Origin of the sequence: Rhodococcus sp. NPDC057014, assembly GCF_042673295.1 — a bacterium.
GTDB lineage: Bacteria > Actinomycetota > Actinomycetes > Mycobacteriales > Mycobacteriaceae > Rhodococcus_F.
On the sequence record NZ_JBHUSF010000245.1, the window covers coordinates 1 to 14,202 of the forward strand.

The following is a 14,202-nucleotide window of genomic DNA, read 5'->3' on the forward strand; positions in this document are numbered from 1 at the left end:
GCCCCTCCCCGTGTCAACGGCAGTGGGTGGTCAGACCGTGAAGCCGAGGGCCCGCAACTGCTCGCGGCCGTCCTCGGTGATCTTGTCGGGGCCCCACGGCGGGAGCCACACCCAGTTGATCTTCAATTCGTTGCACAGACCGCTGCGCACGAGTGCGCCGCGGGATTGGTCCTCGATGACATCGGTCAGCGGGCACGCCGCCGACGTGAGGGTCATGTCGAGGGTCACGGCGTCCTCGTCCTCGGTGATTCCGTACACCAAGCCGAGGTCGACGACGTTGATGCCGAGTTCGGGGTCGACGACGTCACGCATCGCCTCCTCCAGCTCCTCCAGGCGCTTCGGGTCGGTGATCGCACCCGATGCGGCGGGCGCGGATTCGCTGCCCTGGTCCGCCGGCGCCTGCTCCGGTGCGGCTGTGGCGTCCGCCTGCGGCGTCTGCGTCTCGCTCATGATGCCTGTCCTCCGATTCGAGCTGGTTCGCCGTCCACTGTCGGGACGGCCGAATCCTGTTCGTCCACGACCCGGTCGTCCACTATCTGAACAACCGCGTCCTTGAATGCCATCCATCCCAGCAACGCGCACTTCACGCGGGCCGGGTACTTCGAGACACCGACGAAGGCGATGCCGTCCCCGAGGACGTCCTCGTCCCCCTCGACGGTACCGCGGCTGCTGACCATTTCGTTGAACGCGGCAACGGTCTGCAGCGCCTGCTCGACGGGCATCCCCACCACCTGATCGGTGAGCACCGACGTCGACGCCTGGCTGATGGAACACCCCTGGCCGTCGTACGACACATCCACCACCGTGCCGTCGTCGGCGAGCTGCACGCGCAGCGTCACCTCGTCGCCGCACGTCGGGTTGACGTGATGGACTTCGGCGCCGAACGGTTCACGAAGGCCGCGGCCGTGGGGATGCTTGTAGTGGTCCAGGATCACTTCCTGGTACATCTGTTCCATTCTCATGCAGGAACCTCCCCGAAGAACTCCTGGGCACGCCGCACCGCCGCCGCAAGAGCGGCGACCTCGTCGACCGTGTTGTACAGCGCGAACGACGCCCTCGCCGTGGCCGCGACACCGAAACGCCGGTGCAGGGGCCAGGCGCAGTGGTGGCCGACGCGGATGGCGACGCCCTCGTCGTCGAGGATCTGGCCGAGATCGTGGGCATGGATCCCGTCGACCACGAACGACACTGCCCCGCCTCGGTTCTCGGCAGTCGTGGGTCCGATGATGCGCACGCCGTCGATGGCGCCGAGCGCTGCCAGTGCCGCCTCGACCAGGGTGTGTTCGTGCGCGGCGACCGCGTCCATCCCGATCTCGTCGAGATACCGGACCGCGGCGCCGAGACCGACGACCTGCGATGTCATCGGAACACCGGCCTCGAACCGCTGCGGCGGCGGCGCGTACGTGGTGCGTTCCATCGTGACGGTCTCGATCATCGAGCCGCCGGTGATGAACGGCGGCATCGCGTTCAGGAGTTCGCGGCGCCCGTACAGGACACCCACGCCGGACGGGCCGAGCATCTTGTGCCCGGAGAACGCCGCGAAGTCGACTCCCAGCGCGTGGAAGTCCACCGCCATGTGCGGGACGGACTGGCAGGCGTCGAGCACCACCAGTGCGCCGACCGCGCGGGCGCGGCGGACCAGTTCCTCGACCGGTGCCACCGCCCCGGTCACGTTGGACTGGTGGGTGAACGACACGACCTTGACGGCATCGGTCAGCTCGAGCGAGTCGACGTCGATGCGGCCGTCGTCGGTGACGCCGTACCAGCGCAACGTGGCACCGGTGCTGCGCGCAAGCTCCTGCCACGGCACCAGATTGGCGTGATGCTCGAGCTCGGTGATGACGATCTCGTCGCCGGGACCGAGGTGCCGTTCGAAGCGATCGTCGCCGAGGACGTGGGTGACGAGGTTGAGGGACTCCGTCGCGTTCTTGGTGAACACGAGTTCGTCGCTGTCGACGCCGACGAACTCGGCGATCGCCGCACGCGCGTTCTCGTACGCGTCCGTGGCCTCTTCGGCGAGCTGGTGAGCGCCTCGGTGCACGGCGGCGTTACAGGTGGTGAGAAACTCCCTCTCGGCGTCGAGCACCTGGTTCGGGCGCTGCGATGTGGCACCCGAATCGAGGTACACCAGCGGTTTTCCGTCGCGGACCGTACGCGCCAGGATCGGGAAGTCCTCCCGGATCCGGGTGACGTCGAATACGCGCACCGAGGTGGTCATCTGCGTTTATGCTCCTTGCGTTGCTGCAGCCTGGGTGAAGCGCTCGTAGCCGTTCGCCTCGAGCTCGTCGGCCAGTTCCGGCCCGCCCGACTCGACGACGCGACCGCCGACGAACACGTGGACGTACTCCGGCTTGATGTACCGGAGGATGCGCGTGTAGTGCGTGATCAGCAGGATTCCGCCGTGCTCGCGCTCCTTGTAACGGTTCACGCCCTCGGAGACGACGCGCAGGGCGTCGACGTCGAGTCCGGAGTCGGTCTCGTCGAGGATCGCGATCTTCGGCTTCAGGAGGCCGAGCTGCAGGATCTCGTGGCGCTTCTTCTCACCGCCGGAAAAGCCCTCGTTGACGCTGCGCTCGCCGAACGAGGGGTCGATGTCGAGCTCGGTCAGCGCCTCCTTGACCTCCTTCACCCAGTGACGGAGCTTGGGGGCCTCGCCACGGACGGCGGTGGCCGCGGTGCGCAGGAAGTTCGACATCGAGACGCCGGGGACCTCGACGGGGTACTGCATCGCGAGGAACAGTCCCGCGCGGGCCCGCTCGTCGACGGTCATCTCGAGGACGTCCTCACCGTTGAGGGTGATGGACCCCGAGGTGATCTGGTACTTGGGGTGACCCGCGATGGCGTACGACAGCGTCGACTTGCCGGAACCGTTGGGCCCCATGATCGCGTGCGTCTCGCCGGACCGAACCGTCAGGTTCACACCCTTGAGGATGTTGATCGGCTCGGCGTTCTCGTCGGTGTTCGCGACGTCGACGTGCAGGTCCTTGATTTCCAGGACCGAGGTTTCGGGGGTGGAAGCGTCAGGGGTAGACATTGTGATCCTTCGAAGAAATGGGAAGTAATGGTCCGGCGGCGCGGCTCAGACGCCGACTGCGGCGAGTTCGGCCTCGACGGCAGCCTCGAGACGCTCGCGGATTTCGGCGACGGCGATCTTGTTGATGATCTCGTGGAAGAACCCGCGCACGACGAGTCGCCGTGCCGCGTCCTCGGGGATTCCGCGGGCGCGCAGGTAGAACAACTGCTCGTCGTCGAATCGACCCGTGGCGCTGGCGTGGCCGGCACCCACGATCTCGCCGGTCTCGATCTCCAGGTTCGGGACCGAGTCCGCGCGGGCACCGTCCGTGAGGACGAGGTTGCGGTTCAGCTCGAACGTGTCGGTGCCTTCGGCCGCCGCACGGATCAGCACGTCGCCGATCCACACGGTGTGGGCGTCGGGTTTGCCGGACTCCGGATCACCCTGCAGGGCGCCCTTGTAGACCACGTTGGACTTGCAGTGCGGCTGCGAGTGATCCACCAGCAGTCGCTGCTCGAAGTGCTGTCCCGCGTCGGCGAAGTACAGACCGAGCAGTTCGGCGTCGCCGCCGGGGCCGTCGTACTTGACGGTCGCGGACAGGCGGACGAGGTCGCCGCCGAGGCTGACGGCGTTGTGCCGCAGGACCGCGTCCCGGCCGAGGCGCGCGTGATGCGATGCCACGTGCACGGTGTCGTCCGCCCAGTCCTGGACGGCGACGACGGTGAGGTGGGCGCTGTCGCCGAGCACGAATTCGACGTTCTCGGCGAACGTGCCGCTGCCGCGCTGGTCGATGACGACGGTCGCCTTCGCGAACGCGTCGAGCCGGATCTGCAGGTGCCCGAAGGCGACCTTGCCCTCGCCCGGACCCGTGATCGTGATGTTGATCGTCTCCGCGACCTCGACCTCACGGCCGACGGTCACGACGGTCGCCGTCTCGAAACCCGAGTACGCCTGTGCGGCCACACGGTCGGCGGGAACGCCGGCCTTGCCCAGCCGGTCGTCGTCACGTCCGACGGTCTCGACCGTCACGGAGTCCGGGCCGGCGACGTCGACGGTGGCCGTGCCGCTCGCCACGGCCGATCCGTCGTGCAGTCCGCGCAGACGGCGCAGCGGGGTGAACCGCCAGACCTCGTCGCGACCACCCGGGATCTCGAACGCGTTGACGTCGAACGACGTGAAGACCTCGCCCTTGTTGGCGATCGGCGAGCCGGTGGACGTCCGCGCTATCCGCGGATTCTCGCCCGCGACGGCTCCCGTGACTCCGAGATTCTGGACACCAGTTTCTGGCGTGGTCACTAACCCACCGCCCCTTCCATCTGCAGTTCGATCAGGCGGTTCAGTTCCAGGGCGTACTCCATCGGGAGTTCCTTGGCGATCGGCTCGACGAAGCCGCGCACGACCGTGGCCATGGCCTCGTCCTCGGTGAGCCCGCGGCTCATCAGGTAGAACAGCTGGTCGTCGCTCACCTTCGACACGGTGGCCTCGTGACCCATGGTCACGTCGTCCTCCCGGATGTCGACGTAGGGGTAGGTGTCCGAGCGGCTGATCTGATCGACCAGCAGCGCGTCACACTTGACCGTCGACTTGGAGCCGTGGGCGCCCTTGTTGACCTGGACGAGTCCGCGGTAGGACGCGCGGCCACCGCCGCGGGCCACCGACTTGCTGATGATCGTCGACGACGTGTGCGGCGCGAGGTGCAGCATCTTGGCGCCGGTGTCCTGGTGCTGGCCCTCACCGGCGAATGCCACGGAGAGAACCTCGCCGCGGGCGTGCTCACCCATCATCCAGACGGCCGGGTACTTCATGGTGACCTTGGACCCGATGTTGCCGTCGATCCACTCCATGGATCCGCCCGCCTCCACCTTGGTGCGCTTGGTGACCAGGTTGTAGACGTTGTTCGACCAGTTCTGGATGGTCGTGTAACGGCAGTGGCCGCCCTTCTTCACGATGATCTCGACCACCGCGGAGTGCAGGGAGTCGGACTTGTAGATCGGTGCCGTGCAGCCCTCGACGTAGTGCACCGAGGCGCCCTCGTCGACGATGATCAGGGTCCGCTCGAACTGGCCCATGTTCTCCGTGTTGATGCGGAAGTAGGCCTGCAGCGGGATGTCGACGTGCACGCCCGGCGGGACGTAGATGAACGAGCCACCCGACCACACCGCGGTGTTCAGCGCGGAGAACTTGTTGTCGCCGGCCGGGATGACCGTGCCGAAGTACTCCCGGAACAGTTCGGGGTGCTGCTTCAGGCCCGTGTCGGTGTCGAGGAAGATGACGCCCTGCGACTCGAGGTCCTCACGGATCGAGTGGTAGACGACCTCGGACTCGTACTGCGCCGCGACACCGGCGACGAGGCGCTGCTTCTCGGCCTCGGGGATGCCCAGCTTGTCGTACGTGTTCTTGATGTCCTCGGGCAGGTCTTCCCAGCTCTCGGCCTGCTTCTCGCTCGAGCGCACGAAGTATTTGATGTTGTCGAAGTGGATGCCTTCGAGGTCCGATCCCCAGTTCGGCATCGGCTTCTTGTCGAAGGTCTTCAGCGCGCGCAGACGGATGTCGAGCATCCAGTCCGGTTCGCTCTTCTTCGCCGAGATGTCGCGCACGACGTCTTCGGACAGACCGCGCTGCGCACTGGCACCGGCCTCGTCGGAATCGGACCAGCCGTACCCGTAATGCCCGAGTGACGCGATGGTCTCTTCCTGCGTGAGCGGCTCGGCGTTGGCCGACGCAGTGGATGTCACCTGGTCTGATGTGACGGTCATGCGAGCTCCTTCCGGAGTCTTGTTACGAGACCGGCGAGGGCTGGTCGCCGGTGGAAAACAGGTTGCTGACTAGGGGATCTATCGGGATAGCGTTGCTATTTGGGACCGGACGGTGGGACGAGTGGAACGTGGGTGGTGCAGGCGCAGTCGCCGTTCGCGATGGTCGCGAGCCGCTGGACATGGGTGCCGAGCAGTTGGGCGAACGCGGCCTGCTCGGCTTCGCACAGTTCCGGGAATTCCTCGGCGACGTGCGAGACCGGGCAGTGGTGCTGGCAGATCTGCACGCCGTTGCCGACCGGGCGGGTCGAGGCCGCGAATCCGGCGGTGGTGAATGCGTCGGCGATGGCGTCGGCGGTGGTTTCGAGGCCCTCGGCGCTGTGATCCGCGGCCGGGGTGACGTCGCCGACGATCGCCTGCACGCGGCGGCGCGCGAATTCGGTGATCGCGGCGTCTCCCCCGACCTCCCGCAGTTGGCGCATGGCCGCGCCCGCGAGGTCGTCGTACGCGTGACCGAGCCTGCCGCGACCCTTGGCGGTGATCTGGAAGTATTTGGCGGGCCGTCCCCGTCCGCGGTGACGCACGGCGACGGAGGACGCCTCGCGCGCCTCGCCGGATTCGAGGAGTGCGTCGAGATGACGACGGACTCCGGCGGCACTCAGGCCCAGGCGGGTTCCGATTTCCGACGCGGTGATGGGCCCCTCCTCGAGGAGGAGCTTCACGACGGCCGCGCGGGTGTGCCCTTCGTGGCCCACGGCGACGGGTGACGCGGTTGCGACAGGCGCCGCCGAAGAAGGCGCGTGAACTGCGCTTTCCTTCGTTGCACGTGGTGTCGTATCCGTTTTCACAACACCAGTGTGACGGAATTCCGATCGCAGGTCTACTAAGGGTGCCCTGCCTTACACCGGTGATTATGTGCGGCCCGTGCGCGGGAATACTGGCCGAACCGGCCGTGTTCGGCGCACCGCTACGCTGCCTGTGTGCCGCAGACCCCCGAGAACCCGGAGCCGACCCGCGCGGAGCCGACCTTGACGGCTCGCGCCGCTCTCCGACATCCGGCCGAGCTCGTCCGGCGGGCGCTGGGCATCGACGGACCTTCTCCCCGCTCGTCGGTGGCGGCCGCGCTGCACGGCGACGAACCGGAGACCGCAGGCCTGAACGGGCAGGAGACCGCGCAGCTCCGCGGTATCCGCCGGTTCGGCGCGACCGGCGCCGTCCTGATGGCCGTCGGCGCACTGGGCGCCGGCGCCCAGCCGGTACTGCAGAACCCCGTCCAGGGTCTGCGCATCATAGGACTTCCCGCCCGGATCCCCAGCGTGGCGCTGACCCTCGCCATGACCGGCACCGTGATGATCGTGCTCGCGTGGCTGCTGCTCGGCCGGTTCGCGATCGGCAGCCTGCAGTCCGGGGCCGTGCGCCGCCTCAACCGGTCCCAGCTCGACCGCACCCTGTTGCTGTGGATCATCCCGCTGTCCGTCGCGCCGCCGATGTTCAGCAAGGACGTGTACTCGTACCTCGCGCAGAGCGAGATCGCGGCCCGCGGGCTCGACCCCTACGCCATCGGCCCCGCGGGCGCTCTCGGCGTCGATCACGTCCTGACCCGCACCGTGCCGACGATCTGGCGGGACACACCCGCGCCGTACGGCCCACTGTTCCTCTGGATGGGGCGCGGGATCAGCTGGCTGACCGGCGAGAACATCGTCGCGGGAATCTTCCTGCACCGGCTGCTCGCGCTCGCCGGTGTGGCGATGATCGTGTGGGCGCTCCCCCGCCTGGCGCGTCGCTGCGGCGTCGCCGAGGTCAGCGCCCTCTGGCTGGGCGCCGCGAACCCCCTGTTGCTGTTCCACCTGGTCGCCGGGATCCACAACGAGGCGCTGATGCTCGGCCTCATGCTGGCCGGGATCGAACTGGCGCTGCGGGCCGTCGAACGGGCGGATCCGATCCGCGGGCAGTCCCTGCTCCTGCTGCTGTCGGGGGCGGCGCTCATCGCCCTGTCGTCGACGATCAAGATCCCCTCCCTGCTCGCGCTGGGATTCGTCGGGATGGCGCTGGCCAGGCGATGGGGCGGAACCCCGAAAGCGGTGCTCACCGCGGCCGCCCTGCTCGGCGGGGTGGCCCTGGTGGTCACCCTCGTCATCAGCACGTCCAGCGGGCTCGGCATCGGCTGGGTGCACACGCTCGGCACGGCGAACGCGGTCCGCAGCTGGATGTCGATTCCCACGCTCCTCGGGCTGGGCACCGGGCTGGCCGGGGTTCTGCTGGGCCTCGGCGATCACACGACGGCGGTGCTGAGCCTGACCCGGCCGATCGCCGCCGTCGCTGCGGCGTTCATCACACTCCGGATGCTCGTCGCCACCCTCGTCGGCCGCATCCACGCGGTCGGCGCGCTCGGACTGTCGCTCGGCGCGGTCGTCCTGCTGTTCCCCGTGGTGCAGCCCTGGTATCTGCTGTGGGCGGTCCTGCCGCTCGCCGCCTGGGCCACCGCACCCGCGTTCCGGGTACCCGCGATCGTCTTCTCGTCCATCGTCAGCGTCATCCTCATGCCGAACGGCGGCGAGTACCAGCCCTTCGTCATCGTCCAGGCCGCCATCGCGACCATCTTCACGGCGGGAACGCTCATCGTGATCACCCGCAACCGCCTGCCGTGGCGGGTCGGTCCGGGGCAGCAGCCGGCCGTGCAGGAACCGCAGGATCCGCCCCGGGACGACGCCGGCGCGGAAAGCCGGGGCACCGGCCGGGTCACACCCGGCCAGGGCTTACGCTGATTCCCCGTGACCTCGCGAACGCCCGGATCGGCGCAACCTGCTGTACGCCTGGAAGGCGTGGTGAAGACCTTCGACGGTGTGAGGGCCGTCGACGGGCTCGATCTCACCGTCGAACCGGCACAGGTCGTGGCGTTGCTCGGTCCCAACGGCGCGGGTAAGACCACCACCGTCGAGATGTGTGAGGGTTTCGTCCGCCCCGACAGCGGCACCGTCCGCGTCCTCGGACTCGATCCCGTCGCGGATGCCGGCGCCGTCCGGGCCCGGATCGGTGTGATGCTGCAGGGCGGCGGCGCGTACCCCGGTTCCCGCGCCGGCGAGATGCTCGACCTGGTCGCCGCCTACTCCGCCGATCCCCTCGACCCCGAGTGGTTGCTGCGCAGCCTCGGGCTCGAGGAGGCGCGGCGCACCCCGTACCGCCGGCTGTCCGGCGGGCAGCAGCAACGCCTGTCCCTGGCCTGCGCACTGGTCGGCCGCCCCGAGCTGGTCTTCCTCGACGAACCCACCGCCGGGCTCGACGCCCAGGCCCGCCTGCTGGTGTGGGAACTGATCGACGCACTGCGCCGCGACGGCGTCAGCGTGCTGCTGACGACGCACCTCATGGACGAGGCCGAGGAACTCGCGGACCGGCTCGTCATCATCGACCACGGGTCGATCGTCGCCGCCGGAACGCCCGCCGAGGTCACCAGCCGCGGCGCCGAAGGCCAGTTGCGGCTCACCGCGCCCGCCGGTCTGGACACCGGGCCGCTCGCACGGACCCTCCCCGACGGCTTCCGGGTGGCCGAGTCCGGACCGGGCACCTACCTCGTCGAAGGGCCGATCGACCCGACGGTGGTGGCCTCCGTCGCGTCGTGGTGCGCCGACCTGGACGCCCTGATCAGCGACATCCGCGTCGACCAGCGCAGCCTCGAGGATGTCTTCCTCGAACTCACCGGCCGGGAACTGAGGGGATGACGATGAGCACCAGTGACCGTCTGACGGAGAACCGTTTCGCCCCGGGCACGTTCACACCCGATCCCCGCCCGAGCGGCGCGGCGGTCATGCTGCGGGCGCAGACCGCGCTCGAGCTGAAACTGCTCCTGCGCAACGGCGAACAACTGCTGCTGACGATGTTCATCCCGATCACGCTGCTGATCGGGCTGTGCCTGCTGCCCATCGGCGACCTCGGAACGTCGCGGGTCGACAAGGTGGTGCCCGCCGTGATGATGGTGGCCGTGATGTCCACGGCGTTCACCGGGCAGGCGATCGCGGTCGGGTTCGACCGCCGGTACGGTGCCCTCAAACGGCTCGGCGCCACCCCCCTTCCGACGTGGGGAATCATCGCCGGGAAGAGCGCCGCGGTGGTCATCGTCGTCGCCCTGCAATCCGTGCTGCTCGGTGCGATCGGACTGGCCCTCGGCTGGCGTCCGAGTGCGTGGGGACTCGTCCTCGGCGCCGTGATCATCGCGCTGGGCACCGTGACGTTCGCGGCGATGGGCCTGCTGCTCGGCGGCACCCTCCGCGCCGACATCGTCCTCGCCCTCGCCAACATTCTGTGGTTCGTGATGGTCGGCGTCGGCAGTGTGGTGTTCGCCACCGGCGACCTGCCCTGGCTCCTCCACACCGGGGCCCGGCTGATTCCCTCCGGTGCGCTCGCGCACGCCCTGGACGCCGCACTGTCGGGATCGGTCGACGTGCTCAGCGTCGTGGTCCTCGCCGTCTGGGGCGCGGCCGCGGGGGCCCTGGCGGCAAGGACGTTCCGATTCACGTGATCCGTCGACTCACGGTCCGCCGCGCAGGCACCGTTCTCGCTGTTCTGCTCGCCGTCGTCTGCGGTGGCGCGCTGCCCGCGGGCGCCGCACCGCAGTGGGGTCCGCCTGCGTCGCCGAATCCGTTCCTCGGACCCGCGGGCACGTCCACGATGCACGGCGACGCCGGGTCCACCGACGTGACGCCGCTGCCCGGGCCCGGCACCGGCCCCGTCACGCTGTCCGCGTACCCGCTCGTATCCGCGTGCCCGACCCTCCTGCAGGGTTCCGACCGGCTCGTCGTCGCCCTGTGCACGTCCGTGGCCGGCCAGGTTCCCACCGTGCACCTGATCGACCCAGCGGCCCCGGCGGCGCCGTTCGGCGGCTCGCTCGCCACGTTCGCGCTGGCGAAGGGCAGCCTGCTCGGCGGCGTGTACGCGTTCCTCGACAACGACAACCGCCTGGTCGTCGTCGACGGCAACCGTCAGCTGCTGCGCCTCGGACATTCGACGGACCCCGCAGGCCGGTGGCGGATCACCGTCGACTCGCACGTCGACCTGTCCGGCACCGTTCCGCAGGGCGACAACGTGACCGGGCTGACGCCGGACTGGCAGGGCAACGTCTGGTTCGCGACGGGCGGCGGTGTCGTCGGAGCCGTGGACCGCGGCGGTGTCGCGCACACCCGGCCGCCGGCCGCGGGCGAACAGGTGCAGAACAGCATCTCCACCTCGCCTGCAGGCGCCGCGGTCGCGACCACGCACGCCCTGTACCAGTTCGCGCTCCGCGACGGTGAGGTCCGTCTGGACTGGCGCCGCGAGTACGACCGCGGACCGGACCGGAAGCCGGGGCAGCTGAGCCACGGCACCGGCTCCACCCCCACCTACTTCGGACCGTCCACCGGCAGCGATTTCGTCGCGATCGTCGACAACGCCGACCCGCAGGTGAATCTCCGGGTCTTCCGCGCCGATTCCGGCGACGAGATCTGCTCCCTCCCGGTGCTCGGCAACCCGGGCGGCAGCGAGAACTCGCCGATCGGCATCGGCAACTCGGTGTACGTCGCCGGGACGTACGGCTATCCGTATCCCGCCGTCCCGGACGGGGCGGGACCGGCCGTTCCGACGCACGCGCCCTTCACCGGCGGCATGACGCGGGTGGACATCGACCCGATCGGCTGCCACCAGGTGTGGAGCAACGACGTGCGCAGCGCCGCGGTCCCGCACCTGTCGACCGGCGACGGCCTGCTGTACACCGTGATCCGCCAGGGGTTCGACGTCACGACACCCCTGGACGGTTTCGCGTTCGCGGTGATCGACCCGTCCGACGGCTCCGTCGAGCACACCAGCCCACTCCCCGGCACCGCCGTCAACGACACCCTGCAGATGTCCGGACTCGTCACCGACACCGGCGACTTCTGGCAGGGGACGGTGACCGGCATCCTGCGCATTCGCGGCGAGTAGCACGGAGTCGGCCGCGCCGCCACCGGCCCAACGACACGCTGTAGTTGACCGCCCTCTACCATCGATGCCGTGCTGTATCGCGGGTTTCTGAGCCTGGTAGACCGTCTCCCCCTTCCGTCGCTGACCGTGCAGCGTGTCATCGCGTTCGCGGTGATCCTCACGCAGGGCGGCATCGCCGTCACCGGGGCCGTCGTCCGGGTGACGGCCTCCGGCCTCGGCTGCCCCACGTGGCCGCAGTGCTTCCCCGGCAGCTTCGTGCCGGTCGGGCACGGCGAGGTCGCCGTCGTCCACCAGGCGGTCGAATTCGGCAACCGGCTGCTGACGTTCGTCGTCGTCGTGGCCGCGGCCCTGATCGTCCTCGCGGTCACGCGCGCGCGCCGCCGCAAGGAGGTCCTCGTCTACGCGTGGATGATGCCTCTCGGCACCGTCGTGCAGGCCGTCATCGGCGGTGTCACGGTGCTCACCGGACTGCTGTGGTGGACGGTCGCGGTGCACCTGCTCGCGTCGATGGCGATGGTGTGGCTGGCAACCGTGATGTACGCGAAGATCTGCGAACCGGACGACGCCCCGGCGATCGACGTGATCCCGGCACCGCTGCGCTGGCTCACCGCGCTGTCGGCGGTCGCGCTGGCCGGCGTCCTCGCCGCCGGAACGCTGGTCACGGGTGCGGGCCCGCACGCGGGAGACAAGAGTCTCGACCGCGTGGTTCCGCGCCTCGAGGTGGAGATCGTCACGCTCGTGCACCTGCATGCGCAACTGCTCGTGGGTTATCTGGCGTTGCTGGTCGGCTTGTGCTTCGGTCTGTACGCCGTCGGCGCCGGCCGCGCGGTGAAGGTCCGGGTGCAGGTTCTCCTCGCGCTGGTGGTGGCGCAGGCGCTGATCGGGCTGGTCCAGTTCTTCACGGACGTTCCCGCCGCCCTGGTGGCGTTCCACGTGGCGGGGGCCGGGCTGTGCACCGCGGCCACCGCGGCGGTGTGGGCCGCGGGGCGCACCCGCGAGTACGTCACGCAGCCCGACACCGCGAGCGTCTAGCGCTCGTTGCGGGCCTTCGGGAAGCGGGTCTGCCGCGCGACCCAGCCGGCCATCTTCTGGAAGTGGCCCTTGCGGGGCGTGACGATGCTGGTGATCGCGCGGTCCCACTCGGAGACGGTGACGTCGTCGAGCGAGGCGACGACGGCGTTCGCGGTGGCGAGATCGTCGACCACCTGGTCACCGAGGATGCCGTCGGCTCCGACGAGGGTGATCCGGACGCCGGCGAGCCCGATGGGCTGGATGACGGCGCTGGCCGAACCGCCGTGCTCGGCCACGAACTTCTCGATCGCGTCGACCGTGTGGGACGGCAGCGAGGGTGCCGGGCTCGAGGGGGCCTGTTCCGCATGGGTGTCGGTACTCATGCTCCGAGAATACTGGGCGGTAGACGTGCCGTGTCCGCCAGGCTCCGTGCGGCGGGCCGCGCCGTGTAGAACTGAAACCATGCGCGCTATACAGGTTTCCCGTCTCGGTGGTCCCGACGTCCTCGAACCGGTAGAGGTTCCCGAACCCGAGATCGGAGCGACGGATCTGCTCGTTCGCACCGACGCCATCGGCATCAACTACATCGACACGTACTTCCGGACGGGTCTGTACCCGCGGCCGCTGCCGTACATACCCGGAGACGAGGGCTCCGGCGTGGTGGAGGCCGTCGGCGGCGACGTGTCGGATTTCGCACCCGGCGACCGGGTGGCCTGGTGCGCCGCTCCCGGCAGCTACGCGGCGAAGGTGGCCGTCCCCGCGGCGGCCGCGATCGCCGTCCCCGGCTCCGTGCCCGCCCCGCAGGCCGCGTCCGCGCTGCTGCAGGGCATGACCGCCCACTACCTGGCCCACTCCACGTACCCGATCCGACCCGGCGACACCGTGCTCGTCCACGCCGGGGCGGGCGGCGTCGGGCTGATCCTCACCCAGATGGCGACGACGCTGGGCGCCCGGGTGATCACCACCGTGTCCTCCGACGCGAAGGAGCAGTTGTCCCGGGACGCCGGCGCGCACGAGGTGCTGCGGTACGACGACGACATCGCGGCCCGGGTGCGGGAACTGACCGACGGCGAGGGCGTCGCAGCCGCCTACGACGGTGTCGGTGCGTCCACGTTCGAAGCCAGTCTGGCGTCGGTGCGGATCCGGGGAACGGTCGCGCTGTTCGGCGCCGCGAGCGGGCCGGTGCCGCCCTTCGATCCGCAACGGCTGAACCCGGCGGGTTCGCTGTTCCTCACCCGGCCGACGCTCGCGCACCACGTCCGGAACCGGGAGGAACTGACGTGGCGGGCCGGGGACGTGTTCTCCGCCCTCGCCGACGGTGCGCTGACGGTCCGGGTGGGAGCCGAGTACCCGCTCGAGCGGGCGGAGGAGGCGCACCGCGATCTCGAGGCGCGGGCCACGACGGGCTCGATCGTCCTGGTGCCCTGACGCGGAGCGTCGGGCCCGCGGTCAGCTCAGCAGGCTGCCGATGGTCTGCAG

The 14,202-nt window shown here is 69.5% G+C and carries 14 protein-coding genes; 6 read left to right on the plus strand and 8 right to left on the minus strand.

Annotated elements, in window-relative coordinates:
* Positions 1-30: 30 nt before the first annotated feature.
* The 7 genes from ACFTZB_RS33310 to ACFTZB_RS33340 all read right to left on the minus strand — a co-directional run bounded on the left by ACFTZB_RS33310 (position 31) and on the right by ACFTZB_RS33340 (position 6,614).
* The gene (locus ACFTZB_RS33310) at positions 31-450 is read right to left on the minus strand and encodes a metal-sulfur cluster assembly factor (protein ID WP_378438223.1); all 420 of its coding nucleotides are present in this window, start codon (positions 448-450) and stop codon (positions 31-33) included.
* Complete coding sequence (gene sufU, locus ACFTZB_RS33315) at positions 447-962, minus strand: Fe-S cluster assembly sulfur transfer protein SufU (protein ID WP_378438225.1); 516 nt, start codon at positions 960-962, stop codon at positions 447-449. The genes ACFTZB_RS33310 and sufU overlap by 4 nt, the downstream gene beginning before the upstream one ends.
* Complete coding sequence (locus tag ACFTZB_RS33320) at positions 959-2,218, minus strand: cysteine desulfurase (protein WP_378438227.1); 1,260 nt, start codon at positions 2,216-2,218, stop codon at positions 959-961. Before ACFTZB_RS33320 ends, sufU begins: the two co-directional genes overlap by 4 nt.
* A gap of 6 nt (positions 2,219-2,224) precedes the next feature.
* Positions 2,225-3,034 (minus strand): Fe-S cluster assembly ATPase SufC, encoded by an 810-nt coding sequence (gene sufC, locus ACFTZB_RS33325; protein ID WP_276139833.1) that lies wholly within the window; start codon positions 3,032-3,034, stop codon positions 2,225-2,227.
* 45 nt (positions 3,035-3,079) lie between these two features.
* Positions 3,080-4,309, minus strand: a complete 1,230-nt coding sequence (gene sufD / locus ACFTZB_RS33330; RefSeq protein WP_378438229.1) for a Fe-S cluster assembly protein SufD — start codon at positions 4,307-4,309, stop codon at positions 3,080-3,082.
* Entirely contained in the window at positions 4,309-5,769 is a 1,461-nt protein-coding gene (gene sufB, locus ACFTZB_RS33335; protein WP_072942082.1) for a Fe-S cluster assembly protein SufB, read from the minus strand. Before sufB ends, sufD begins: the two co-directional genes overlap by 1 nt.
* A 95-nt stretch (positions 5,770-5,864) precedes the next feature.
* The gene (locus tag ACFTZB_RS33340; RefSeq protein ID WP_378438232.1) at positions 5,865-6,614 is read right to left on the minus strand and encodes a helix-turn-helix transcriptional regulator; all 750 of its coding nucleotides are present in this window, start codon (positions 6,612-6,614) and stop codon (positions 5,865-5,867) included.
* A gap of 132 nt (positions 6,615-6,746) precedes the next feature.
* On the opposite strand from ACFTZB_RS33340, the gene mptB reads away from it, so the two are divergent.
* The 5 genes from mptB to ACFTZB_RS33365 all read left to right on the plus strand — a co-directional run bounded on the left by mptB (position 6,747) and on the right by ACFTZB_RS33365 (position 12,744).
* Complete coding sequence (mptB, locus tag ACFTZB_RS33345; protein WP_378438234.1) at positions 6,747-8,531, plus strand: polyprenol phosphomannose-dependent alpha 1,6 mannosyltransferase MptB; 1,785 nt, start codon at positions 6,747-6,749, stop codon at positions 8,529-8,531.
* 6 nt (positions 8,532-8,537) lie between these two features.
* Positions 8,538-9,482 carry an ABC transporter ATP-binding protein gene (locus ACFTZB_RS33350; protein ID WP_378438236.1) on the plus strand — a complete coding sequence of 315 codons (945 nt, stop codon included), beginning with the start codon at positions 8,538-8,540 and terminating at the stop codon, positions 9,480-9,482.
* Positions 9,479-10,279: an ABC transporter permease gene (locus tag ACFTZB_RS33355; protein ID WP_378438238.1), complete on the plus strand. Its 801-nt coding sequence runs from the start codon at positions 9,479-9,481 to the stop codon at positions 10,277-10,279. Before ACFTZB_RS33350 ends, ACFTZB_RS33355 begins: the two co-directional genes overlap by 4 nt.
* A complete protein-coding gene (locus tag ACFTZB_RS33360) occupies positions 10,276-11,712 on the plus strand; it encodes a hypothetical protein (RefSeq protein WP_378438240.1) in 1,437 nt (478 codons plus the stop codon). Before ACFTZB_RS33355 ends, ACFTZB_RS33360 begins: the two co-directional genes overlap by 4 nt.
* A gap of 69 nt (positions 11,713-11,781) precedes the next feature.
* Positions 11,782-12,744, plus strand: coding sequence for a heme A synthase (locus ACFTZB_RS33365; RefSeq protein ID WP_072942092.1), 963 nt, complete (start codon positions 11,782-11,784; stop codon positions 12,742-12,744).
* On the opposite strand, the gene ACFTZB_RS33370 is transcribed toward ACFTZB_RS33365, so the two are convergent.
* A complete protein-coding gene (locus ACFTZB_RS33370) occupies positions 12,741-13,106 on the minus strand; it encodes a hypothetical protein (RefSeq protein ID WP_378438243.1) in 366 nt (121 codons plus the stop codon). The genes ACFTZB_RS33365 and ACFTZB_RS33370 overlap by 4 nt on opposite strands.
* A 79-nt stretch (positions 13,107-13,185) precedes the next feature.
* Here ACFTZB_RS33370 and ACFTZB_RS33375 point away from each other — a divergent pair, with 79 nt between their 5' ends.
* The gene (locus tag ACFTZB_RS33375; protein WP_378438245.1) at positions 13,186-14,151 is read left to right on the plus strand and encodes a quinone oxidoreductase family protein; all 966 of its coding nucleotides are present in this window, start codon (positions 13,186-13,188) and stop codon (positions 14,149-14,151) included.
* Positions 14,152-14,202 lie beyond the last annotated feature (51 nt).